This window comes from Sanguibacter sp. Leaf3, assembly GCF_001425965.1.
Taxonomy (GTDB): domain Bacteria; phylum Actinomycetota; class Actinomycetes; order Actinomycetales; family Cellulomonadaceae; genus Sanguibacter; species Sanguibacter inulinus.
Map to the genome: position 1 here is coordinate 118,270 of NZ_LMRH01000004.1, position 23,289 is coordinate 141,558.

Annotated in this window: 24 protein-coding genes; 14 read left to right on the top strand and 10 right to left on the bottom strand. The window is 71.4% G+C overall.

Going from position 1 to position 23,289, the window contains the following annotated elements:
• The first annotated feature begins 43 nt into the window (after nucleotides 1–43).
• Complete coding sequence (locus tag ASG53_RS18010) at nucleotides 44–1,972, top strand: heavy metal translocating P-type ATPase (RefSeq protein WP_082544203.1); 1,929 nt, start codon at nucleotides 44–46, stop codon at nucleotides 1,970–1,972.
• 36 nt (nucleotides 1,973–2,008) lie between these two features.
• On the opposite strand, the gene ASG53_RS18015 is transcribed toward ASG53_RS18010, so the two are convergent.
• The gene (locus tag ASG53_RS18015) at nucleotides 2,009–2,302 is read right to left on the bottom strand and encodes a hypothetical protein (RefSeq protein WP_056136662.1); all 294 of its coding nucleotides are present in this window, start codon (nucleotides 2,300–2,302) and stop codon (nucleotides 2,009–2,011) included.
• Entirely contained in the window at nucleotides 2,299–2,961 is a 663-nt protein-coding gene (locus ASG53_RS18020) for a helix-turn-helix domain-containing protein (protein WP_056136664.1), read from the bottom strand. Before ASG53_RS18020 ends, ASG53_RS18015 begins: the two co-directional genes overlap by 4 nt.
• Before the next feature lie 171 nt (nucleotides 2,962–3,132).
• Here ASG53_RS18020 and ASG53_RS18025 point away from each other — a divergent pair, with 171 nt between their 5' ends.
• Nucleotides 3,133–3,594: a hypothetical protein gene (locus tag ASG53_RS18025; RefSeq protein WP_056136667.1), complete on the top strand. Its 462-nt coding sequence runs from the start codon at nucleotides 3,133–3,135 to the stop codon at nucleotides 3,592–3,594.
• Between the two features lie 59 nt (nucleotides 3,595–3,653).
• Nucleotides 3,654–4,052, top strand: a complete 399-nt coding sequence (locus ASG53_RS18030) for a biopolymer transporter Tol (protein WP_235533993.1) — start codon at nucleotides 3,654–3,656, stop codon at nucleotides 4,050–4,052.
• Between the two features lie 54 nt (nucleotides 4,053–4,106).
• On the opposite strand, the gene ASG53_RS18035 is transcribed toward ASG53_RS18030, so the two are convergent.
• From ASG53_RS18035 to ASG53_RS18045, 3 genes are all read right to left on the bottom strand, one after another.
• Nucleotides 4,107–5,804 (bottom strand): sensor histidine kinase, encoded by a 1,698-nt coding sequence (locus ASG53_RS18035; protein ID WP_162246169.1) that lies wholly within the window; start codon nucleotides 5,802–5,804, stop codon nucleotides 4,107–4,109.
• A gap of 266 nt (nucleotides 5,805–6,070) precedes the next feature.
• Nucleotides 6,071–6,889, bottom strand: a complete 819-nt coding sequence (locus ASG53_RS18040) for an ABC transporter permease subunit (RefSeq protein ID WP_056136671.1) — start codon at nucleotides 6,887–6,889, stop codon at nucleotides 6,071–6,073.
• A complete protein-coding gene (locus tag ASG53_RS18045; protein WP_056137116.1) occupies nucleotides 6,886–7,842 on the bottom strand; it encodes an ABC transporter ATP-binding protein in 957 nt (318 codons plus the stop codon). Before ASG53_RS18045 ends, ASG53_RS18040 begins: the two co-directional genes overlap by 4 nt.
• A gap of 351 nt (nucleotides 7,843–8,193) precedes the next feature.
• On the opposite strand from ASG53_RS18045, the gene ASG53_RS18050 reads away from it, so the two are divergent.
• The 3 genes from ASG53_RS18050 to ASG53_RS18060 all read left to right on the top strand — a co-directional run bounded on the left by ASG53_RS18050 (nucleotide 8,194) and on the right by ASG53_RS18060 (nucleotide 10,682).
• Nucleotides 8,194–9,039, top strand: coding sequence for a Bax inhibitor-1/YccA family protein (locus tag ASG53_RS18050; protein WP_056136673.1), 846 nt, complete (start codon nucleotides 8,194–8,196; stop codon nucleotides 9,037–9,039).
• 45 nt (nucleotides 9,040–9,084) lie between these two features.
• Nucleotides 9,085–9,489, top strand: coding sequence for an FKBP-type peptidyl-prolyl cis-trans isomerase (locus ASG53_RS18055; RefSeq protein ID WP_056136675.1), 405 nt, complete (start codon nucleotides 9,085–9,087; stop codon nucleotides 9,487–9,489).
• Nucleotides 9,490–9,704: 215 nt separating this feature from the next.
• Complete coding sequence (locus ASG53_RS18060) at nucleotides 9,705–10,682, top strand: hypothetical protein (RefSeq protein WP_056136677.1); 978 nt, start codon at nucleotides 9,705–9,707, stop codon at nucleotides 10,680–10,682.
• Between the two features lie 62 nt (nucleotides 10,683–10,744).
• Here ASG53_RS18060 and ASG53_RS18065 read toward each other — a convergent pair whose 3' ends face one another.
• A complete protein-coding gene (locus tag ASG53_RS18065; protein ID WP_056136679.1) occupies nucleotides 10,745–11,152 on the bottom strand; it encodes a DUF5997 family protein in 408 nt (135 codons plus the stop codon).
• 40 nt (nucleotides 11,153–11,192) lie between these two features.
• Here ASG53_RS18065 and ASG53_RS18070 point away from each other — a divergent pair, with 40 nt between their 5' ends.
• On the top strand, nucleotides 11,193–12,053 hold the full coding sequence (locus ASG53_RS18070; RefSeq protein WP_235533994.1) for a LysR substrate-binding domain-containing protein: 861 nt from the start codon (nucleotides 11,193–11,195) through the stop codon (nucleotides 12,051–12,053).
• 203 nt (nucleotides 12,054–12,256) lie between these two features.
• Here ASG53_RS18070 and msrA read toward each other — a convergent pair whose 3' ends face one another.
• Nucleotides 12,257–12,925: a peptide-methionine (S)-S-oxide reductase MsrA gene (gene msrA, locus ASG53_RS18075; RefSeq protein WP_056136680.1), complete on the bottom strand. Its 669-nt coding sequence runs from the start codon at nucleotides 12,923–12,925 to the stop codon at nucleotides 12,257–12,259.
• 235 nt (nucleotides 12,926–13,160) lie between these two features.
• Between msrA and ASG53_RS18080 the strand changes: the two genes are divergently transcribed.
• Complete coding sequence (locus ASG53_RS18080; protein WP_056136683.1) at nucleotides 13,161–14,549, top strand: AI-2E family transporter; 1,389 nt, start codon at nucleotides 13,161–13,163, stop codon at nucleotides 14,547–14,549.
• The gene (ilvA, locus tag ASG53_RS18085; RefSeq protein ID WP_235533995.1) at nucleotides 14,536–15,786 is read left to right on the top strand and encodes a threonine ammonia-lyase; all 1,251 of its coding nucleotides are present in this window, start codon (nucleotides 14,536–14,538) and stop codon (nucleotides 15,784–15,786) included. The genes ASG53_RS18080 and ilvA overlap by 14 nt, the downstream gene beginning before the upstream one ends.
• A 223-nt stretch (nucleotides 15,787–16,009) precedes the next feature.
• On the opposite strand, the gene greA is transcribed toward ilvA, so the two are convergent.
• Nucleotides 16,010–16,492 (bottom strand): transcription elongation factor GreA, encoded by a 483-nt coding sequence (gene greA, locus ASG53_RS18095; protein WP_056136687.1) that lies wholly within the window; start codon nucleotides 16,490–16,492, stop codon nucleotides 16,010–16,012.
• 307 nt (nucleotides 16,493–16,799) lie between these two features.
• Nucleotides 16,800–17,438, bottom strand: a complete 639-nt coding sequence (locus ASG53_RS20465) for a DUF4307 domain-containing protein (protein WP_056136690.1) — start codon at nucleotides 17,436–17,438, stop codon at nucleotides 16,800–16,802.
• A 223-nt stretch (nucleotides 17,439–17,661) separates the two neighbouring features.
• Here ASG53_RS20465 and mca point away from each other — a divergent pair, with 223 nt between their 5' ends.
• Genes mca through ASG53_RS18115 form a run of 3 tightly spaced genes read left to right on the top strand, consistent with a single transcriptional unit; the run spans nucleotide 17,662 to nucleotide 19,776 of the window.
• Entirely contained in the window at nucleotides 17,662–18,549 is an 888-nt protein-coding gene (gene mca, locus ASG53_RS18105) for a mycothiol conjugate amidase Mca (RefSeq protein ID WP_056136693.1), read from the top strand.
• Nucleotides 18,549–18,905, top strand: coding sequence for a hypothetical protein (locus ASG53_RS18110; protein ID WP_056136695.1), 357 nt, complete (start codon nucleotides 18,549–18,551; stop codon nucleotides 18,903–18,905). The genes mca and ASG53_RS18110 overlap by 1 nt, the downstream gene beginning before the upstream one ends.
• A gap of 1 nt (nucleotide 18,906) precedes the next feature.
• A complete protein-coding gene (locus tag ASG53_RS18115) occupies nucleotides 18,907–19,776 on the top strand; it encodes a nitrilase-related carbon-nitrogen hydrolase (RefSeq protein ID WP_056136697.1) in 870 nt (289 codons plus the stop codon).
• A 294-nt stretch (nucleotides 19,777–20,070) separates the two neighbouring features.
• Here ASG53_RS18115 and trhA read toward each other — a convergent pair whose 3' ends face one another.
• The gene (trhA, locus tag ASG53_RS18120; RefSeq protein ID WP_056136699.1) at nucleotides 20,071–20,802 is read right to left on the bottom strand and encodes a PAQR family membrane homeostasis protein TrhA; all 732 of its coding nucleotides are present in this window, start codon (nucleotides 20,800–20,802) and stop codon (nucleotides 20,071–20,073) included.
• A 271-nt stretch (nucleotides 20,803–21,073) separates the two neighbouring features.
• Here trhA and ASG53_RS18125 point away from each other — a divergent pair, with 271 nt between their 5' ends.
• Together ASG53_RS18125 and ASG53_RS18130 are read left to right on the top strand one after the other, a co-directional pair.
• Complete coding sequence (locus ASG53_RS18125; RefSeq protein WP_056136702.1) at nucleotides 21,074–21,835, top strand: isoprenyl transferase; 762 nt, start codon at nucleotides 21,074–21,076, stop codon at nucleotides 21,833–21,835.
• A gap of 171 nt (nucleotides 21,836–22,006) precedes the next feature.
• A complete protein-coding gene (locus tag ASG53_RS18130; protein WP_056136704.1) occupies nucleotides 22,007–23,185 on the top strand; it encodes an AAA family ATPase in 1,179 nt (392 codons plus the stop codon).
• Nucleotides 23,186–23,289: the final 104 nt, after the last annotated feature.

Genomic DNA, 23,289 nt, shown 5'->3' on the forward strand with positions numbered 1-23,289 from the left:
TGCTTGCTTGAACAAGCATTTTCAGAGGTGTATCACTGGATATATGACACGAGTCCTGGAGTTCTCACGCCGGTACCCGACGGTCGCCCTCACCGTCTCCGTCGGGCTCGTCGCCCTGCTCGCCTTCTTCGCGCTGCCGGGCTCCGGCCCCACCGTCGCGCGGGTGCTCGTCACCACCTTCGCGCTCGTCGTGGCCGCGCAGCAGGGGTGGGGCATGGTGCAGGACGCCCGCCGCGGCCAGTGGGGTCTCGACGTGCTCGCCCTCGTCGCGATCCTCAGCACCCTCGCCGTCGGTGAGCACTGGGCATCCCTCGTGATCGTCCTCATGCTCACGGGAGGCGAGGCCCTCGAGGACTACGCGGAGCACCGCGCCCGGGACGAGCTCACGACGCTGCTCTCACGGGCCCCGCGCTCCGCGCACCTCGTGCTGGGCGAGGGGTCGGTGCTCGACGTCGCGGTCGACGACGTCACCGTCGGGCAGCTGCTCCTCGTCAAGCCGGGTGAGATGGTCCCCGTCGACGCCGTCCTGGTCGACGAGGCCGCAGACTTCGACGAGTCCTCGACCACGGGGGAGTCCTTGCCCGTCGTCCGTCACCGTGGGGACACCGTGCTCTCGGGCGCGGTCAACGGCTCGACCGCCGTGACGGTCCGTGCGACAGCGACCGCTGCGGGCTCGCAGTACCAGCAGATCGTCGCGCTCGTCGAGGGTGCCGCAGAGAGCCGAGCGCCCTTCGTCAGGCTCGCCGACAGGTACGCCGTGCCCTTCACGCTCGTCGCCCTCGCGATCGCCGGTGCCGCCTGGGCGATCACCGGCGACCCCGTGCGCTTCGCCGAGGTGCTCGTGGTCGCGACCCCGTGCCCGCTGCTCATCGCCGCGCCGGTCTCCTTCATCGCAGGGATGAGCCGCGCTGCGAAGGACGGCGTCATCGTCAAGGACGGCGGCACCCTCGAGCGCCTCGCGCGGGTCCGCACCGCGGCCTTCGACAAGACCGGCACCCTCACCCACGGTGAGCCGCGCGTCTCCCGCGTGCTGCCCGAGGGGCGCACGGCCGACGAGCTGCTCGCCCTCGTCGCCTCCGCCGAGAGGCTCTCCTCGCACGTGCTCGCCCAGGCGATCGTCGACGAGGCGACGGGCCGAGGCCTCGACCTCTCGACCGACGTGACCGTGGACGACCTCCCCGGGCGCGGGCTGCGCGCCCACGTCGACGGGCGTCTCGTGGTCGTCGGCTCCTACGACCTGGTCGCGGAGTCCTCCGCCGACGTCGTCAGGCCCGACCTGGTCCCCGGGGAGATGTCCGTCATGGTCGGCGTCGACGGTCGCTACGCCGGGACCGTGACGCTCTCCGACGAGGTCCGTGCCGACGCCGCCTCGACGGTCTCGAGGCTGCGCGCCTCGGGCGTCGAGCACGTCGTCGTCCTCACCGGTGACGCCCAGGCGACCGCCGACGCCGTGGCCGCAGAGGTCGGGATCGACGACGTCCGGGCAGCGCGTCTGCCGCAGGGCAAGGTCGACGCCGTCGCCGGGCTCGCCGGCCGACCGGTGATGATGGTCGGCGACGGCATCAACGACGCCCCGGTCCTCGCCGTCGCCGACGTGGGTGTCGCGATGGGGGCCCGCGGTGCGTCCGCCGCGAGCGAGTCGGCCGACGTGGTCGTGCTCGTCGACGAGATCAGCAGGGTGGCCGACGCCGTCGCGATCTCCCGGCGGACCGTCAGGATCGCCCTGCAGAGCATCGGCCTGGGGATCGGGCTCAGCCTGGTGCTCATGGTCCTGGCCGCCTTCGGGGCGATCCCCGCGATCGTGGGCGCAGGGCTGCAAGAGGTCGTCGACCTCGTCGCGATCCTCAACGCGCTGCGCGCGCTCGGCGGGCCGGCGGGTGAGACCAGCGGGGCCGCCCGGGTGCGGTCCGCGAGGCCCACGGCGCCCACGGCGTCGGGTGAGGCCCAGCAGCGCCGAGACGCGCTCGTCTGACGCTCGTCTGACAGCGGACCCCGGGCGGACCGGGCGTCAGGGTTCGAGGAACCCGGCAGCACGCCGGTCCGCGTAGCGCTCGCGGGCCTGGTCCAGGTCCGACCATCCCTGGACCGCGCCGCGGTGGCGCCGAGCAGGGCGGACGAGAGCGGCGTCGGCGCGCCGGACCGCTCGGTCCTCGCCCCAGGCGGCGACCGCCAGGCTCGCTCTCACCAGCAGGCCGGTCAGGCCACGGGCGTGCAGGGCGGAGGGCGAGGGGAAGAGCGGGACGTGCTCGGCAGCGTGGAGCGTCCGGGGGCCGTGGAGCGGTCCGGCGGTGGCGGGGGTCATGGTGTCTCCTCGGAGAACATGAGGGGGAAGGCGTTGAGGTTCATCTGGATCGGCCGTGCCTCGGGGCGGTCGCGTCCCGCGCGGTAGCGGGCGACGACGCGCTGCGAGAGCTCGTGCAGCTCTGCGGAGATCTCTTCGAGCTCCTCCGCGGTGACCCGCAGGTTCACGGTCGTGACTGTGCTGGCCTCGGCCCAGTCTTCGGGGAGCTCGGTCGTGCCGTGCTCCACGTGCGCCATGAGGTGACGGTGCTGGGCCTGCACGAACTCCCGGTTGACGAGGGAGACCGCCTCGCGGTTGGCCGGGCTCGACTCCGACAACGACGCCGTCGGTACGGCGAAGCCACCCGGACGGGTCCGCCACCAGCGCTCGCGGGCCGTGCCGCGTCCGGGTTCCTCCTGGATGAAGCCGTGCCGCTCCAGCTGACGGAGGTGATAGCTGGTGGTGCCGCTCGACTCACCGGTGAGGTGGGCCAGACCGCTCGCGGTGAGCGGTCCCCGCGACCCGAGGATCTCGAGCAGCTGGATGCGCAGCGGGTGCGCGAGACCCCGCAGCGACTCGATGTCCAGCATCCGCTGCTCGGCAGGGGCCGCCGCCGTCGAGGCGCCGAGGTCTGGAGCTGGTGCGTGCTCGGTGGTCGAGGGCTCGTCGCGGGTGGTCATGGTTCGACTGTACGAGTGCAGAGGAATCTTTGCAAGGGTTCCTTTGCAAACAAGTCTCTGTATGACGGTGTGTGCGCGTCCGGGGGGCCAGAGTCGTCGCGCCGGGGAAGAGTCGACGCCTCGAGCGAGGCCCGCTCTACGCTGGTAGGTCACGACAGAGGAGATGTGCAGATGGAGAAGCCCCCGCAGACCCGGCGCGACGCCGTGGAGGTCACGGTCGACGGCAGGAGCCTCGTGCTGGTGGAGGACACCGAGACCGACGGTGAGGACGGCACGCCTCAGTCCGTCAGGCGATGGGCGACAGATGCCGCCTCGGACGTCGAGGTCACCACCCTGACGACAGATGCTCAGGTGCCCACGGCGTCGCTCGTGCAGGCGGAGGCCCTCGGGCTCGTGATGGTCCGAGGGATGGAGCGCGCCGTCCCGCGCGACGAGCTCACGGCGGCGGTCCGCGATGCGGCGAGCATCGTCCCCGAGGACCGGCCAGACGCCGTCGACCTCGACGGCTCACCTGCTGGGGCGCTCGTCGTCCAGGTCGACGGGTGCACCGTGGCTGGGCTTGTCGACGGTGCGACGACGGTGGTCGTGACGTCGACGGGCCCTGGTCGGCCAGGTGTCCGCCTAGCGGGCTGATACCTGTGCGCTGCACCCTCTGAGAGGCCGACGGCACGGAAGTGTGAGATCTCTGGGAGATGACCTCTCACGACAAGACCTCTGAGGCCGGGGCCCCGGGCACCTCGACCACAGCGTCTCAGGAAGCCCAGGGGCCCGGCACCTCGGTGCCCGACGAGGAGCGCTGGCTCGTGGTCCACGGCAGGCGGTGGCGTCGGACCGACCCGAGCCTGCCCGCCGACGTCGTCGAGGCGCTCACCTCGCACCTCGGGAAGGGCCGGTCAGGCGTGCGGGCCGGCAAGAAGGCTGGCGACGACGAGCGGGTGACCGCATCGCGTCGGCGGGTCGGGCTGGCGAAGGCTGGTCTCGGGGAGCGCGGTCCGTACTGGTGGGACGGGCCCGAGGCCGCCCGGCTGGCTCGGGCCCGCGACGCCCTCCGTGAGCTCGAGGTGCTCGACGAGCACGCGTCGCCCGGTTAGCAGGACGACTCAGGTGCAGGCGCAGGCGCGGGACCGATGCGGTCCGCGCCCTCCTCAGTCCTCGACGACCCCGACGGGCAGCACCGCAGACACCTTGGTGCCGCGCCCGAGCGCGCTGTCGATCCGGAGCTTGCCCCCGTGCGCCTCGACGATCGCGCGGCAGATCACCAGGCCCAGACCGAATCCCTGGATCCGGTTCTCACGGGCCGACTCCGCCCTGAAGAACTTGGTGAACATCTTGCCGAGGTCTGCGCGGTTCATGCCGATGCCCGTGTCGCTCACGGTGAGGACAGACGCGTCGAGCACCGTCGAGGTCGCGACTGTCACCGACCCGCCGGCAGGGGTGTACTTGAGCGCGTTGGAGATCAGGTTCTCGATCACCTGCGCCATGCGGCGACGGTCGATCTCCTGCGGGACTGTGGGGACGACGTTCGCGGTGAGACGGATCTGCGCCTCGTCGAAGCGTGGTCGCGCGGCCTCGACGGCCTCGGAGACGAGCGTGCTGAGGGACGTCTCGTCCGTCGTGAGCCGCAGGGCGCCCGAGTCGATCTGCGCCGTCGTCAGGAGGTCGGAGACGAGGGAGAGCAGCTGCTCGGCATTGCGCCGGGCGATCGACACGTACTCCCGGGTCTCGGGCGACAGCGGGTGGTCGCCCGCGCTGTCGTCCTCGGCGATCAGCTCGAGATATCCCATGATCGACGTCAGGGGCGTGCGGAGCTCGTGCGAGACGGTCCCGACGAACCTGTCCTTGGACTCGATCGCCTCCATGAGCTCGGTGACGTCGTGGTGGGCGACGAGCGCGCCGCGGTCGACCCCTGCGGAGTCGACGATCCTCACGATGTTGGCGGAGATCGCCCGCTGCCGTCCGCTCGGCAGACCGAACCACATGAGCCGTCCCGTGGCCTGCTCGCCCCGCCGCGCGAGGGCCGCTGGCATCAGCTCGCGCCCCAGGGGAGACGTGCGGTCCGCGGCGAAGACCGCCCGCGCGCCTGTCGAGGGCAGCGTGAGGTCGTAGAGCTCGCGCGTCGTCGTGTTCATCCGGATCGTCTCGCCCGAGGAGTCGATGGCGAGCAGACCTGTGTCGAGGGACTCGAGCATCGCGTCGAGCAGGAGCGACGTCGACTCGCTCTCGGTCAGTGCTGCGTCCAGGCGGGCGTGCTCGCGCTGCAGCTCGCGCTCCTGGAACGCTGTGTGCTCGGTGATGACCACGACGGCGACGATCACGGCGGCCACGATGAGCGGCAGCAGGATCAGGCGGACCCCGACGTGCACTGTCAGCGCCGTCGACGTAGCGAGCTCGGGGACGACGGTGACCGCGACGGTCGCGGCCCCCGCGAGCGCCGCGCCGCGCCACAGGTAGGTGTGGGCGAGCCACGCGGCGGGGAACACCGAGAGGACCCCGAGGATGCCGAACTCCAGGTGCGTCCCGTACCGCAGCAGACCGATGGCTGCGAAGTCCACGAGGCAGATCACCACAGGTGCCCAGCGCGACCCGATACGACGGGCTGGCGCCCACCGCGCGTAGGCGCACCCGCCGAGGATGAGCAGGACCGACAGGACGATCGCCGGGTGGACGAGGATCTGCGAGGCCGCGACCGCGAAGAGCGCCACGACGAGCCCGACGACCAGGGTGAGGGGGATCTGGAGCGTCAGGAGCGAGCCGCCCGACGACCTCACGACCATGGACGCGAGCGCCGCCGACCACCGGGAGATCCCCGGAGGGTCTCCGACCACGGTTGCTAGCCCGCTCACTCGTCGCTCCTCGCGTCCAGACGACCGGTCTGCCGCTGCCCCACGACGTCGCGGCGGTCGTGGTCGACCGTCGTCACTCTCCGGTCCCATCGGCACGCGAGCGCCGAGCGTGAGGGTCTTCAGGGGTGACGCAGGCCGGCCGGTGCCCGTGCCGCTGTCCGTCCCGACAGCAGACCACCCCCTGGCCTCCCGTGACACGAGGGGCGAGGGGGTGGTCTGGGGTGGAGACGAGCGCTGGCTCAGCGCCCCTGGGGACGAGCCTGAGGTCAGGCGTCCCGGCGCTTCAGGAGGATCGAGGCGACGATCGCGGCCGCGACGGTCCAGATCACGAGGATGCCGAACCCGGTCCAGGTGCCGTGGTACATCGACCCCTCTTCGGAGAAGACCGACATCCCTGCGTCGGGGAGGTAACGACCGATGGTCTTGACCCACTCCCACGGGATCGACACGAGGATCCCGGGGAGGATGAGGACGAGACCGACGATGATCGAGATGCCCGCCGCGGTGTTGCGCACGATCGCACCGACGGCGACGGCGAACATGGACATCACCGCGAGGTACAGCGCGCCGCCGACGATCATCCGCAGGACCTGCGGGTCACCGAGGGAGGCGGTCTGCGTCGACGGCAAGATCGCCTGGGCGATGAAGAAGGCCGCGAAGAGCGCCACGAGCGAGACCACGAAGGACACGATGGCGATGACCAGCATCTTGGCGAGCAGCGCCGGGATGCGGGTCGGTGCCGCGCTGAGGGTCGAGCGGATCATCCCGGTGCTGTACTCGGAGCCGATCGAGATGACACCGAGCACGACGATGACGAGCTGGCCGAAGCTGATGCCGAAGGTGGCCACGGACGCGCCGAGCGGGAGGTCGCTCCCGAAGTCGGAGATGTCCTGCGAGCGGAGGGCGAAGGACATGAGGGCCGCGAAGCCCAGGACGATGAACACCATCACGGCGAGCGACCAGATGGTCGAGCGGACCGTGGTGAGCTTGATGATCTCGCTCTTGACCAGACGCGGGAACGTCACCTTGTAGCGCTCGTCCTTAGGGGTGGTCGCCGCGGTGCGGCTGAGGGTCTCGGTGCTCATCGGGTGCCTCCGGCGTGTGCTGCGGTCGTGGTGGCCTTCGCGCCAGAGGCGGTGGCCGAGTGGTATTCGACGGAGTCTGCGGTGAGCTCCATGTACGCCTCTTCGAGGGTCGAGCTCACGGGGGAGAGCTCGTGCAGGACGATGCCGGCCGCGGCCGCGGTCTCGCCGATCTGCGCAGACTGCGCGCCGTTGATGTACAGCAGGCCTGGCTCGTCGCTCGTGATCTCGGCGCCTGTCGGGCGGAGCAGCTCGACGAGCTGCGCGGCCTGCGGGCTGCGCACGCGCACCCCGTTGCCCTTGGCACGGGCGACGATGTCGGAGACCGGGGCGTCCGCGAGGATCTTGCCGCGGCCGATGACCACGACGTGGTCGGCGGTCTGGGCCATCTCGCTCATGAGGTGGCTCGAGAGGAACACCGTGCGACCCTCGGCGGCGAGCGCCCGGGTCAGCTGACGGACCCAGACGACGCCCTCGGGGTCGAGACCGTTGACGGGCTCGTCGAGGAGCAGGGTGCGGGGGTTGCCCAGCAGGGCGACCGCGATGCCCAGGCGCTGGCCCATGCCGAGCGAGAACCCGCCGACACGCTTCTTGGCGACGCTCTCGAGGCCCGTCATCTCGATGACCTCGTTGACGCGGCTCAGCGGGATGCCGTGCGTGGCGGCCATGGCGCGGAGGTGGTTGTAGGCGCTGCGGCCGGTGTGGACGGCCTTCGCGTCGAGGAGCGCACCCACCTGGGTGAGCGGCGAGGTGTGCTGCGCGTACGGCTTGCCGTTCACGGTGACCGAGCCCGACGTCGGGCGGTCGAGCCCGACGATGGCGCGCATGGTGGTCGACTTGCCGGCGCCGTTCGGGCCGAGGAACCCGGTGACGATCCCGGGGCGAACCGTGAAGGAGACTCCGTCGACCGCCGTCTTCTGCCCGTACCTCTTGGTGAGGTTCTGTACCTCGATCATCAGGTGCTCGTTCCTGTCGTGGTGGTTCAGGGTCAGGTCCACCGGTCCGGGCTGCCGGTCCGGTGGCTGCTGCTGGTCCGAGCCTACGGAGAGGAGGGGGGCTGCGCCTACGGTCGTCCGGCCGATCCTCGGCCTGGTCGGTCGGCCGATCGGCTACAGGAGAGATGCTCCGCTGACGCCCTGTCGGTCGTCCGGGCGACGTCTCCTGCACCGTTCGTCCACAGCGCAGCGGGAACGTTGGCGCTGCTCGGTGCGTTGACTACAGTGGAACGACGAGTCATCATCCGGCCAGCGAGAGCCCCTCGGCTGGCGCCACGGCGTCGGACCGGAACCGCGACCAGGAGGTACCCAGTGGGAAGTCCCATCTTTGCCCGGAGCGACGTCTTCGGTGAGAAGGCGAACGCTTCAGGCCGCGCGCCTGCAGGCGCGCAGGGCCAGCAGGCCCAGTACGGTCAGCAGCAGTACGGGGCTGGTTACGCAGCGACCGACGCCGCGACCCTCAACACCATGTACAGCTCGCCGTCGGCCACGACGGCCGACACCGGGCGTCTGACCTACGACGACGTCATCGTCAAGACCGGTGGGCTGCTCGCCCTCCTCGTCGCGACGGGTGCCGTCACGTGGGTCATGTTCCCGCAGCTCTTCTTCGTCGGCGCGATCGTCGGCCTCGTCCTCGGTCTGGTCAACGCCTTCAAGCGCGAGCCCAGCCCGGCGCTCATCGTCGCCTACACGGTTGCGCAGGGCGTGTTCCTCGGTGGCATCTCCCAGGCCTTCGAGGCGCAGTGGAGCGGCATCGTGCTCCAGGCCGTCCTCGCGACGGTCTCCACCTTCGCGGCGTGCCTCTGGCTGTTCCGCTCGGGCCGCGTCCGCGTGACCCCGCGCTTCACGCGCTGGCTGCTCTTCGCGATGGTCGGCTACCTCGTCTTCTCCCTCGTGAACGTCGTCATGATGTTCGCCGGCGTGGGCGACGGCGGCTTCGGCCCCCTGCGTGAGGGCCCGCTCGGCATCGCCGTCGGTCTCATCGCCGTCGGCCTCGCCTCGGCCTCGCTGATCGTCGACTTCGACGCGATCCAGCGCGGCGTGCGCAACGGCGTCCCCAAGAAGTACGCCTGGTCCGCAGCCTTCGGCCTGATGGTCACGCTCATCTGGCTCTACCTCGAGTTCCTGCGCCTCCTCGCGATCCTCCGCGGCGAGTAGCAGTCCTCGCACCCTTCGCACTCCCCACTCCTGAGAGGTACCCGCATGACGATCGAACTTCCCCAGGCCACCGGATCCTTCGGTGACAAGCCCCAGATCACCTTCCCGGCTGGCGGCGCCCCCGAGGGCCTGCACGTCCAGGTGCTGAGCCAGGGCGACGGGGCTGAGGTCGCTGCAGGCGACAACATCGTCGTGCACTACCTGGGCCAGTCCTGGGACGGCGGCGTCTTCGACAACTCCTACGACCGTGGTGCCACGATCGACTTCCCGATCGGCATCGGGGCTGTCATCGGCGGCTGGGACCAGGGTCTCGTCGGCCAGAACATCGGCTCGCGCCTCCTGCTCTCGATCCCGCCGGAGCTCGGCTACGGCTCTCGCGGCGTGCCGCAGGCCGGCATCGGCCCGGGCGCCACGCTCGTCTTCGTCGTCGACATCGTCGGCGTCGGCTGACCACCAGCACCACCAGCACCGCCCGCCCTGCAGGCTCCGCACGTCTGGAGCCCAGGCAGCCACCCCTCGGTCGCGGGGGCAGATGGCACACGAAGGCCGTCCTCTCCGGAGGGCGGCCTTCGTCGTCTGCTCGGTCCCTCGGCCGATCCGCGGCTCCCACGGAGTCAGCCCTCGGGCTGATGCGGGGAGGGCAGGTGGTCCGCCAGGATGGACCGGTGAGCACGAGACAGGGGAGCAAGGCTCGACGCGGCGTCGCGCTCGTGACGGCGCTGCTGCTCGGCGTGCTCATGACCGGGTGCGGACCCGACCACCCGCTCGAGCGCCTGGCCGACGACAGGGCCGCCTCGGCCGACGTGGTGGACGCTGCGGAGGCTTTTGCGGCTGTCCTCGCCGAGCTCGAGGACCAGGTCGGGGTGACCACCGCTCCGACGGGGGCACCGGCAGACGCCCGCTCGACCGTCGCGGCCCTGGTCGACCCGGAGATGGACCTCGGGAACCAGGCGCGGGCCTTCTTCGAGGGGCACACCTCGCAGGTCGAGCGCGAGACCCGGACCGTCGACCTCACCGACGCCGACGTGGCGGTGGTCGACGTCACCGAGGCCGACGACCAGGACGGACCCGTGACCCTCGTGACCCTCGACACCGTCCGCACCCCGGTGGACGGGAACCCGACCACGACCCGGGCGTCCTACGCCCTCAGCTGGGGATCGCCGGGCGCCTCCGACCCCGGCTCCACGTCTGGTTCGTCCTCGGGTCCGACCGCCGGTGCGACCGATGCCCAGGGACCCGCGGAGACCGACGGCCCGGGCGACGGGACACCAGACGGCACGGGCACCCGCCTGGTCCTCGAGCAGGTCCGTGCCGTGCACGACGACGACGGTCACCACGCGCTGGTCGACCCGACCTCGGGTGACTCTGCTCTCGGGGTGGCGTCGGACTACGTGAGGGCGTTGCGCTCTGGGACCGACCGTGAGGTCGACGCCTTCGAAGGAGGCGTCCGCTCGTCGTCAGACCTGCGCGACGCGATGCGCAGCCGCCTGACAGCATCGGGCCGGATGACGCCCGTCGAGGTGCCCTGCGGGCGGACGGGGTCCGTGCAGGTGGTCTACGTGATCCTCGACGGTGACGTGCCGCCGCTGCGCCTCGAGGTCGACGTGAGCGGGGACTCCCCGGTCGTCAACGCCTATCTCTGAGCTGTCGTGCCGGACCAGCCGGTCGGTGGGCGCACGCCGTCGTGCGACCACCGGAGGCGAGGTCAGCGCTTGGCGGAGCGCTCGGCCTTCTCGGCGAGCTTGGCGTCACGCTCGCGCAGACGCTCTTCCTCTTCGCGGACCTTCGCCTGGACCTCGCGCTCGCGCACCAGCCAGTCAGGCTCGTCGTCGCGGATCTCGTTGATCTCGTCTGTGGTCAGCGCCTCGGTCACGCCACCGCGGGCGAGACCGGCGATCGAGACGCCGAGGCGTGCGGCGACAGTCGGGCGCGGGTGCGGCCCGTTGCGACGGAGCTCGACGAGCCACTCCGGCGGGTTGGTGGTCAGTGCGTTGAGCTCGTCGCGGGAGATGACCTTCTCCTGGAACTCGGCGGGTGTCGCAGGCAGGTACACGCCCAGCTTCTTCGCCGCTGTGGCGGGCTTCATGGTCTGCGGGGTCTTCTGGGACGTCATGCTCCAAGGGTATCGGTCTCAGGCCGGGTAGCCTGACTCCGTGCCTTCTGACCCGAGCCTCGACGACCCGCAGGCCCCCGAGGAGCAAGACTCCTCCGCGGACCAGCCCATCACCGAGCAGGCCGGTGGGCCGTCCTTCAGGCTCGCGATCGCGCCTGGCGTGACCCCTGCGAAGTGGGTCGGGGTGTGGCGGACCCGTCTCGCCGACGTCCCCCTCGAGCTCGTCCAGGTGGACGTGCTCGACCGCGGTGCCGTGGTGACGGACCGCACTGTCGACGCCGGGCTGCTCAGGCTCCCGCTCGGCCGCGAGGGCCTGAGCGTCATCCCGCTGTACACAGAGATCCCCGTGGTCGTGGTCCCGAAGGACCACGTGGTCGCGGCCTTCGACGAGGTGAGCTCCGAGGAGCTCGCCGACGAGGTCTTCCTGCACCCGCTCGACGACCTGCTCGAGTGGGAGACGCTCCCGGGGACACCGGCCCAGGAACGCCCCGCGACCACCGCGGCTGCCATCGAGCTCGTCGCCGCCGGCGTGGGGGTGGTCGTCGTGCCGCAGTCTGTCGCGCGCCTGCACCACCGCAAGGACCTCACCTACCGTCTGGTGTCCGACGGCCCGCAGTCGAGGATCGGCTTCGTGTGGCCCGAGGACGAGACGACCGAGCTCGTCGAAGAGTTCATCGGCATCGTGCGCGGGCGCACCGCGAACAGCTCGCGCGGGCGAGCGGCACAGCAGGACGCCTCGAAGGCGTCGGGCGACCAGCAGCCCAAGCCGCGCACCAAGGCGCAGGAGAAGGCCGCCGCAGCCCGACGCGAGACCGACCGCAAGGCCGCCGCAGCCCGCAAGGCGGGGACCCGCGGCGGCAAGCTCACCGGCAAGCGCCTCGGCAAGCGCGGGAACCGCTGAGTCGTAGCCGCTCGGCGTGACGGCGCCCTGAGCGACCACCCGGACCTCGGACGACGCCCCCTGTCTCGACGTCGAGGTCGTCCCTCTGACACTCAGGTCGTACGAACACGCCAGATCATGGGCGTGAAGGCTCAGATCTGGCGTGTTCGTGCGACTTCGCTGTCAGTCGTGCGACCTCGCGGGGGGCTGGGCCCCGGGGAGCGTCAGGCGTCTGCGGGCTGGCAGGCGACGCCTGTCGAGTGCACGGGGCAGTAGCCGGACGGGTTCTTGTCGAGGTACTGCTGGTGGTAGCCCTCGGCGTAGTAGAACGGGCCGGCCGCCTCGGCAGGGCGCAGGTCTGTGGTGATCTGGCCGAAGCCGCGCGCCGTGAGATTCTGCTGGAACACGTCGAGCGTCGTGCGTGCCGCGACCTCCTGCTCGGGCGTGGTCCAGTACACGGCGGACCTGTACTGCGTCCCCACGTCGTTGCCCTGGCGGAAGCCCTGGGTCGGGTCGTGGGACTCCCAGAACATCCGCAGGATCTCGGTGTCGCTGACGACAGCGGGGTCGTAGGCGACGAGCACGGTCTCGGTGTGGCCTGTCATGGCCGTGCAGACCTCTTCGTACGTCGGGTTCTGGGTGAACCCGCCCTGGTAGCCGACAGCCGTCGTGACGACGCCGGGCAGCTGCCAGAACTCCTTCTCGGCGCCCCAGAAGCAGCCGAGGCCCAGGTACAGCACCCGCGTGCCCTCGGGCCAGGGGCCGGCGAGCGGGGTGCCCAGGACGGTATGGGTCTCGGGGACGGAGTACACGGCGTCGGCGCGGCCAGACAGGGCGCGCTCGGGCGTGACCATGGTCGTCTTGAGGGACGAGCCGAACAACGAGCCGAACATGCGGGCCTCCAACTGGGTGCGACGGGTAGGGAGAGCTCCCCGCGAGCGTCAACACCCGGGGTGTTCGCAGTGTTCCCGACGCCCGTCCGACGTAGCCTTGCCTCGGTACCACGCAGGACGCTCGCGGGCGTGAGGCGTGGACCAGCACCCGGGGCAGCGCCCCGCGCACCTAGTCTCAGAGCCGGCCGACTCATCGGCCGCCCTCCGACCACGCACGACGAGAGGTCTCCAGCACATGAGCGACTCCGGGCGCCCAGCACAGCAGCCCAGCAGCCCCGACGCGTCCGGCGCCGTCGACGACGGCGCGCACGCGGTCCGCGTGACCTCGACGACTCTCGCGTCGTCGACGGCCGCGCGTCCTCGAGACGCCGAGTCGTCGGTCGTGACGCACAGCGTCCAGGCCGCTGCCTCCTGGGCGTGGAGGTTCCTCGCGATCGCCGCAGCGCTCGCGGTGGTCTTCTCGCTCGTCGCGTATCTCAAGGTCGTCATCATCCCGGTCGCGGTCGCGCTGCTGCTCACGGTGCTGCTGCAGCCGGTCTCGAGCTTCTTGCGTCGCCGCGCGAGGTTCTCGCCGGCCCTCGCTGCCGCGACCTCGGTGATCTTGCTCGTCGCCGGCATCGTCCTGCTCGTGGTCGTCGCGGGACGCTCGATCGTCTCGGGCATCAGCGACCTCAGCGACCAGGCCGTCCAGGGCTTCCAGAAGGCTCTCACGTGGCTGGCCGACGGCCCGCTGCACATCGACAACGAGGCGCTCAACGGCTACCTCGACAGCGGTCTCGCAGCCCTCGAGGAGAACTCCTCGGCGCTGCTGTCCGGCGCTCTGTCGGTCACCACGACGGTCGGTCAGGTGCTCGCCGGGTCGGTCATCGCGCTGTTCTGCACGCTGTTCTTCCTCATGGACGGACGGCGCATCTGGTCGTGGCTGGTCGGCCTGCTGCCGCGCAGCGCCCGCGAGCGCACGCACCAGGCCGGTCGTCGCGGACTGGTGACCCTCGCGTCCTACGCCCGCACGCAGATCCTCGTCGCCTTCATCGACAGCGTCGGCATCGGCATCGGGGCCGCGATCATCGGCGTCCCGCTCGCGCTGCCGCTCGGTGTGCTCGTGTTCATCGGTTCGTTCATCCCCTTCGTCGGCGCGATCGTCACGGGCTCGATGGCTGTCCTGGTCGCGCTCGTCGCGCTCGGGCCCTGGCAGGCGCTCATCATGCTCGGTGTCGTGCTGCTGGTGCAGCAGATCGAGGGCAACGTCCTCCAGCCGTGGCTCATGGGGCACGCGGTCTCGCTGCACCCTGTCGCGGTCCTGCTCGTCGTGACCGCCGGGACGCTCACCGCCGGGATCGTCGGTGCGCTCTTCGCCGTGCCGGTCGTCGCTGTGCTCAACACGGTGTTCTTGTACTTCCACGGGCACGACAAGTTCCCTGAGCTCGGCTTCGACGACCACGTCGACGTCAGGCCCGCAGGGCGTCGGGCGGTCATGGTGATGAGCGCCGAGAACATGCTCGCCGCGGGCGTCCCCGCGACGACCCGGACCACCACGGCGACCGAGACCGTCACGACGACGGAGACGACGTCGGCACCGGCCTCCGCCCCCGACCTGAGCAAGGGGGATCGTGACGAGCACTGACCTGTCGACTGTGCCCGAGCGTCCCCACCACGAGCTCGCCGTCGGGATCGAGGACATCCGTGACGCCGCCCGCGCGCTCGAGGGCGTCGCGACGGTCACCCCCGTCGAGCGCAGCAGCGCGCTCGCCGGGATCGTCGGCGCGCCCGTCTACCTCAAGTGCGAGAACCTCCAGCGGTCCGGGTCCTTCAAGATCCGTGGCGCCTACGTGCGCATGTCACGCCTGGATGCCGACGAGCGTGCCCGCGGCGTCGTCGCGGCGAGCGCCGGCAACCACGCGCAGGGTGTCGCGCTCGCCGCGCGGCTGCTCGGCATCCGCGCCGTGGTCTACATGCCGACCGACGCTGCGCTCCCCAAGGTCGCGGCGACCCGGGAGTACGGGGCCGAGGTCCGGCTCGTCGGGACCACGGTCGACGACGTCCTCACGGCGGCCCGCGAGGAGTCCGAGCGCTCAGGTGCCGTGCTCATCCACCCCTTCGACCATGTCGACGTCGTGGCCGGGCAGGCGACCGTCGCCCTCGAGATCCTCGAGCAGGTCCCCGACGTCAAGACGATCGTCGTGCCTGTCGGCGGCGGTGGGCTCGGGGCCGGCGTCGTGGCCGCGATGGCTGCGGTCGCCCCGCACGTGCGCGTCGTGGGGGTCCAGGCGGCCCGCGCAGGGGGTTACCTCCAGTCCCTCGCGGCCGGAGAGCCCGTCAAGACCGTGACGGCCTCGACGATGGCCGACGGCATCGCGGTGAGCACACCGGGTGCCGTGCCCTTCCAGATCATCAAGGACGGCGGCGGTCACATCCGCACGGTGTCCGAGGAGGACATCTCCCGCGCGCTGCTCTTCGTCGCGGAGCGCGCCAAGCTCATCGTCGAACCGGCCGGGGTGGCGGGGGTGGCTGCGCTCATGGCGCACCCCGAGGAGTACGAGGGGCCTGTGGTCGCCGTGCTGTCGGGCGGCAACATCGACCCTCTCGTGCTGCTCCGCGTGCTGCGTCACGGGCTCGCCGCGGCCGGTCGGTACATGCAGCTGCGGGTGCGGCTCGTCGACAGGCCCGGCGCCCTCGCCGACCTGCTGCAGGACCTCGCCCGCTCGGGCGGGAACATCATGCACGTCGACCACGTGCGCACGGGCGTCGACCTCGCGATCGACGAGGTCGAGGTCACCATGCAGGTCGAGACCAAGGGACCCGAGCACTGCGCGGCGCTCCTCGACCACCTGCGGGGCGAGGGGTACAGGCTCTCCGAGTGAGAGGCCAGGCACCGGGGCGCCCCCGCTGCCTAGGCGTCCGGTGTCTGACGGCTCGGCTGTCTGACGTGCTCGGTGCCTGTCCGGCTCCGTGCGTGCGACGCCAGAGCAGACGACAGGAGGGGCCGCACCGTCCGGTGCGGCCCCTCCTGTCGTCTGGCGGGTGCCTGGCTGCTGCCCTGGTCCTCGGTGACCGAGCCGTCGACGGGCTCGGTCACCGAAGGAGTCAGCCGCTGTACGGCTTGGCGTCCTTGATCGAGACCGCGATGTCCTTGCCGTTGGGCGCCGTGTACGAGGCGGTCTCGCCGACCTTCTTGCCGAGGATCGCGGCGCCGAGCGGCGACTTCTCGGAGTAGACGTCGATGTCCGTCGTGTCGGCGATCTCGCGCGAGCCGAGCAGGAACACCATCTCGTCTCCGGCGACCTCGGCGGTCACGACCATGCCCTGCTCGACGACGCCGTCGTCGGGCGGGGTGCCGATGCGCACAGACCGCAGCTTCTCCGTGAGCTCGCGGATGCGGGCCTCGTTCTTGGCCTGCTCCTCGCGTGCCGCGTGGTAGCCGCCGTTCTCCTTGAGGTCGCCCTCGTCGCGGGCTGCCGCGATGCGGTCGGTGATGTCCGTGCGGCCCTCACCCGTCAGGTGCGCGAGCTCAGCCTGGAGTCGGTCGTGTGCCTCCTGGGTCAGCCAGGTGACGTCGTTCTCTGCCACAGGTCGCTCCTTCCTTGTCACGGACGCGTGGTGCGCGGCCGCGATGACTCGAGTGGTGGGTTGCCCAGGCGCGGGCCTGTCGGCACAGCGTGCACGTGGGCAGGGACCCGTCGATCGTCTGCGTCAGCTGGTGACGTCAGTGGCTCCCGGCTTCAGTGCGCCTGAGCACGATCGGCACGAGCCGGGTCAGCGTCTGAATCCGTCAGTATAGCAATGCAGAAGAACCGGGCACGGCATCGGACCGGCGGGGACGGATGATCAGCCGGTCAGGCGGGACGGGTCAGCCAGCCGACCGGCTCGCCGAGGGTCAGTCGACCAGCACGCACTCGTCGACCACGGCGGTCACCGCGAGCTCGGTCGTCGCGATGGTCGTGGTGTAGCGGGCCTCGGAGACCTCCGCGGGGCCGATCGTCACCTCTTTGGTGCCTACCTGCGCGTAGTTCTCGTTGAGCGCCTCGACCGTGCACACGACTGTCGAGTCCTTGGGCTTGGCGACGTCGAAGGTGATGTCGACGGCCTCGGGCCCCTTCACCGAGTACCCGAAGTCCTTGCCGCGGACAGTGCTGGCCGTCGGGCCCATCGTCACCCAGGCGATCGAGAGGACCGCGACGGTCACGGCGGCGACGGCCAGGCGGACCTGCGTGGTCCTGCTGATCCCGCGGCGCGTGTCGTAGCGGCCCGAGGCGACGGGCGCTGCCGAGCCCGCGGCGGTGCCGGAGGCCTCGTCGTCGGTGAGCCGGACCGGTCGGGTCGAGCCGGCCGGTCGGGCAGAGCCGGCCGGTCGGGTGGGCGCTGCATCGCGCGGGGAGCCGAGGCCGCCCTCGGCCTGGAGGCCGGCGTCCTGGGCCGAGGTCGCGCTGTCGGCGGGACCAGCCGCTGCGGTCGGCTCGGTGGGGGAGTCGTGACGGCGCGCGTCGTCCGGTCGGGTGCTCGGGTGCTCGGTCACGGGTGCGCCTCTCCGGCGTCGGTGGTGCGGTCGGTGTGACGACGTCGAGGCCCCCTCGGGCGGTCGGTGTCGGTCATCGATGGGATCATGGTCGTTGTCGATTATTGTCGCGAACGGCGCACAGCCGAAATCCACGGGTGCGTCTGCACGCGCACGGTCGCGCGCACGCACTCAGGCACACACACGCACTCAGGCACACACAGGCGAACCCTAGGAGGACGCGGTGACCACAGCACCGTTGCGGCTCATGGCCGTGCATGCTCACCCCGACGACGAGTCGAGCAAGGGAGCAGCCACCACGGCGCGCTACGCCGCGGAGGGCGTCGAGGTGCTGGTCGTCAGCTGCACCGGCGGGGAACGAGGGAGCATCCTCAACCCGAGCTACGGGCGCGAGATCACCGACCTCGACGAGATGCGTGAGGTCCGCACGGTCGAGATGGCCGAGGCCGCCCGGGCTCTCGGGGTCCAGCACCGCTGGCTGGGCTTCGTCGACTCGGGTCTGCCCGAGGGCGACCCGCTGCCGCCCCTGCCCGAGGGCTGCTTCGCGCTGACGCCGCTCGAGGAGGCCGCCGCGCCGCTCGTCGAGCTGGTCCGGGAGTTCAGGCCGCACGTGATCACCACCTACGACCCGACCGGCGGCTACCCCCACCCTGACCACATCATGTGCCACAGGGTGTCGAAGGAGGCCTTCGACACCGCGGGGGACGCCGAGCGCTACCGCGGGCGCGGCGAGCCCTGGACGCCGCTCAAGCTCTACTACAACCACGGCTTCTCGATGGCCCGCATCCGTGCCGTCCACGAGGCGATGCTCGGGGCCGGGCTCGAGTCGCCCTTCGGCGAGTGGGTCGAGTCCCGTGCCGCCCGCGAGATCCCCGAGCGCGAGGTGACCACCCGCGTCCCCGTCGCGGACTACTTCGACGCCCGCGACGCCGCGCTGCGCGCGCACGCCACGCAGATCGACCCCGACGGCTTCTTCTTCGCGGTCCCGCGTGACCTCGAGCTCGACGAGTGGCCCTTCGAGGAGTACGAGCTCGCCGAGTCGCGCGTGGCCACGACGCTGCCCGAGGACGACCTGTTCGCCGGGATCCGCACGCACGAGGAGACGCACTGATGACGCTCGCCGCAGGCACGCTCACCGTGGTCGACCCCGTCGAGGCGGCTGCCCTCGGGTACGCCCCGGCGTCCTCCGCAGCGGTCACGGCGTCGACCACGACGGACCCTGAGCCCGCCACCACCTCGACCACGCCGGGGATCCCGACGATGCGCCCCGACCTCGAGGTCACGGACGTCTCGCCCGGGCTCGCCGGGTTCCTCGCGATCTTCGTGGTGGCTGTCGCCGCGATCCTGCTGATGCTCTCGATGACCCGCAAGCTGCGCAAGGTGAACCACTCCCAGGGCGCCGACCCGCAGGCCTCGGCGGTCTTCGACGACAGGATCAGCTCCGACCAGCGCACCGACCGGGGCTGACGTGCGCGTCACCATCGCGCAGACCGAGGTGAGCGGGGACCACTCCGCCAACCTCGTGGTCGTGCGGCACGCTGTCGCCGAGGCGCTGCGGGTGTCGAGCGACCTGCTCGTCCTGCCTGAGTACGCGAGCGGGTACGACCCGGCCGGGGTAGGCGTCGAGCACGCCGAGACTCTCGACGGGCCCTTCGTCAGCATGCTGCGCGAGCTCACCGCCCGGCAGGTCGCCCCTGCTCGAGCCGGCGGGGCCGCCACCCGGGGCGAGGGTGAGGCCGCCGCAGGTGGTCTGCTGACCGTCGTGGCCGGGATGGTGCTCGCGGCGACCGACGGTGGTCTGCCTGGCAACGTCGTCGTCGTGGTCCGTGGCGGCGAGGTCGTCGGGACGTACCGCAAGGTGCACCTGTACGACGCCTTCGGTCACCGTGAGTCCGACCGTCTTGCGGCGGGCGACCCGGAGGCGGCGCCCCTGGTCGTGACCGTCGCCGGTCTGCAGGTCGGCGTGATGACCTGCTACGACCTGCGGTTCCCCGAGAGCGCCCGCCGTCTTGTCGACGCTGGCGCGCAGGTGCTCGTCGTCCCGGCGGCGTGGGCAGCGGGGCGCGGCAAGGTCGAGCAGTGGCGGATCCTCGCGCAGGCCCGCGCGATCGAGAACGTCAGCGCCGTGGTGGCCGTGGGCCAGGCTGGCAAGGGGGTCTCCGGGCACTCGCTGCTGGTGGGTCCCGACGGCTCGGTCGCGATCGAGCTCGGTGACACCCCGGCGTACCGGACTGCAGACGTCGACCCCGACGGCGTGGCCGTCGAGCGTGACCGCAACCCCTCGCTGGCGAACCGCCGCTACACGACGGTCCCGGTCGACCCGCCGCAGCAGGCCTGACCCGGCGGCTAGGACTCCCCGGCGGGTGGGAGCCAGCCGGCGAGCCGCCTGCCCGCCCACGAGGTCGCACGCGTGACGACGAGGTCGCCTGCCCGCACACGAGGTCGTCCGGTGGTCAACGAGGTCGTACAGACACGCCGGATCGACCGTCCTCAGCCCCAGATCTGGAGTGTCCAGACGACCTCGCGGCAGAGCGTGCGACCTGGGGCGCGGTGGGCGGTGCGCGGTGGGTACGGGTAGTGGTGGGACCGGGGTGTGCGGACGGTGGGTCGGGCGGGTCGCGTGACCCGGGGGTCAGCGGACGATGAGGACGGCGACGAGGATCGCTGCGTAGTGGCAGCCGTAGCCGACCACGGTGAGCACGTGGAAGATCTCGTGGAAGCCGAACCACTGCGGGCTCGGGTTGGGGCGCTTGAGGCCGTAGACGAGCGCTCCGACGCTGTACGCGAGGCCGCCGACGGCCACGAGCCACACGATCGCCGGGCTGCCGTTGCTGGCGAACTGGGGCATGTAGAAGACGGCCACCCAGCCGAGCGCGATGTAGACGGGCACGTAGACCCAGCGCGGCGCGCCGATCCAGATCATCCGCGCGGCTAGCCCGAGCAGAGCCCCGGCCCACACGGTGACGAGCAGCGTGATCGCCGAGGCCTTCGGCAGCAGCAGGACCGCGAGGGGCGTGCACGTCCCGGCGATGATGAGGAAGATGTTCGAGTGGTCTGCCCGGCGCAGCGCGGCGTGCACCCGGGGGGACCAGGTCCCGCGGTGGTAGACCGCCGAGGTGCCGAAGAGCAAGATCGCGGTGAACCCGAAGATCGCCGTCGCCACCTTGCCGGCGACGGGCGGGGCGAGCACGACGAGGACGATGCTGGCGACCAGCGCCACGGGGAACATGCCGGCGTGGATCCATCCGCGCAGCCGCGGCTTGATGGCGTCGACGACGGCCTCGGCCGCGTCGGCGACACGCTCGAGCGGGCCGTCGGGCTCGGTGGACGGGCCGGGTGCGTCGGCCGGGGAGGTCTTGGCCATGAGGGGCTCCTGGTGGTCGTCGGTGCTCGCGGCGCTGCTCGGGCGGGCGCACGGAGCGGGGTGCTCCGGGGTTCTCGGCGGACGGGCAGGCGGACGAGCAGGGGGTGCTGCAGGTGCCCGTCCGGACATCCCCGACCCTAACCTACGCTGCCGTAGGTTAGCCGCCGTGGGACGGGCGTCCTGTGAAGACATCTTCGCCGACGCTGCGCATCTCCCACCACCGCCTCCGGTACCGTGGAAACACTGTCCTGTCTCTCCCGGAGGAATCCGCGTGCGCATGCCCCACCTGCTCTACGGGCTCTACGAACGACGCGTCGCCGCAGCACTCTCCTCGCAGCCGCTCCCGCGCCACGTCGGCGTGATCCTCGACGGCAACCGTCGCTGGGCCAAGTCCTTCGGCGAGCCCGCGGCCCACGGCCACCGCCGCGGCGCCGACCGCATCGAAGAGTTCCTCGGCTGGAGCGAAGAGCTCGGCATCGAGGTCGTCACCCTGTGGATGCTCTCGACGGACAACCTGTCCCGCGGTGCCGAAGAGCTCGACGCCCTGCTCGGGATCATCGGCGACTCGGTCGACGCCCTGTCCCGCAGCCGGCGCTGGCGCCTGCGCGTGGTGGGCAGGCTCGACCTGCTGCCCGAGGCCTTCGCCGAGCGTCTGCGCGCCGCCCAGGCACAGACGGACGACGTCGAAGGGCTTCAGGTCAACGTCGCGATCGGCTACGGCGGACGCCACGAGATCGCCGACGCGGTCCGTGCCTTCCTCACCGAGCGGGCCGCCGCCGGGGACACCCTCGACGAGGTCGCGGCCGCGATCGACGTCGACCACATCGGCCAGCACCTCTACACCCGCGGCCAGCCCGACCCGGAGCTGGTCATCCGCACCTCGGGCGAGCAGCGCCTCGGCGGGTTCTTGCTGTGGCAGTCGGCCCACTCGGAGTTCTACTTCTGCGAGGCCTACTGGCCCGACTTCCGCAGGGTCGACTACCTCCGCGCGCTGCGCGCCTACTCCCAGCGCGAACGTCGCCTCGGGCGCTGACGGCGCGAACGTCGCCTCGGGCGCTGACGGCGCGAACGTCGCCTCGGGCGCTGACGGCGCTGACGGCGTTGAAGGCGTTGACGGCGCTGACGGCACTGACGGCGTTGACGGCGCTGACGGGCGCAGACCGACGCAAGTCCGGGTGTCACCGCCTCCTCGTAGGCTCGGCCCATGATCCAGACTGTCGCCGTCGAGGGCTACCGCACGCTGCGCGACCTCGTGGTCGACCTCGGGCAGCTGACCGTGGTCACCGGGGCCAACGGGAGCGGCAAGTCGAACTTCTTCAGGGCGCTCAGGCTGCTCGCCGCGTGCGGGCAGGGGCGCGTGGTCGGTGCGCTGGCTGCCGAGGGCGGACTGCCCTCGACCCTGTGGGCGGGCCCGCAGCACGGCACGCGGCCGGGCGGGATCACCGAGGGGACGCGCCGGACCGGTCCTGTCGCGCTGCGCCTGGGCTTCAGCGGACCTGACCTCGGGTACGCGATCGACCTGGGTCTGCCGCAGACCAGCCAGGACTCGCCCTTCGCCCTCGACCCGGAGATCAAGACCGAGACGGTCTGGTCGGGCGGCGTGCTGCGCCCCGCGACCCTCCAGGCGGAGCGGCGCCGAGGGCACGTGCGGACCCGCGACGACGCGGGCCGGTGGACGGAGTCGAGCCGCAACCTACGGACCTCGGAGTCGATGATCGACGAGTTCGTCGACGACACCGGTGCCCCGGAGATGCTCCGGGTGCGCCGCGACCTGCGGGACTGGCGGTTCTACGACCAGTTCCGGACTGACCCGCACGCACCGGCCCGCGCAGCGCACATCGGCACGCAGACGCCCGTCCTGGCCGACGACGGGGCGGACCTCGCTGCGGCTCTCGCGACCATCCAGTGGATGTCTGCCGACGGAGAGCTCGAACGGGCTGTCGACGACGCCTTCCCGGGCTCCGAGCTCCAGGTGACCTCCGACGCGGGGCTCTTCCGTCTCGCGCTGCACCAGCCCGGCCTGCTCCGCCCGCTGTCGACGGCCGAGCTCTCGGACGGGACGCTGCGCTACCTGCTGCTGCTCGCAGCCCTCGGGTCACCGCGACCGCCCGAGCTGCTGGTCCTCAACGAGCCCGAGACGAGCCTGCACCCGGACCTGCTGCCCGCCCTCGCGCGCCTCGTGCTCTCGAGCGCCGAGCGGACTCAGACCATCCTCGTGACGCACTCGCAGATCCTCCTCGACGCGCTCGACGACGAGCGCCGGAGTCAGCGCTGGCAGCCGAGCGTCGAGCGGGTGCACCTCGTGAAGTCGGTCGGTGAGACGCTCGTCGACGGCCGGGAGGGCCCGCTCGACAGCCCGCGCTGGGCGTGGCCGAAACGCTGAGCCTGGTCGGTGCGGAGCCACGTCGTGCCTGACGGCGACGAGCTAGCGCGACTGTGCTCGGCAGGACCGGGCTCGGCAGGACCGGGCTCGGCAGGACCGGGCTC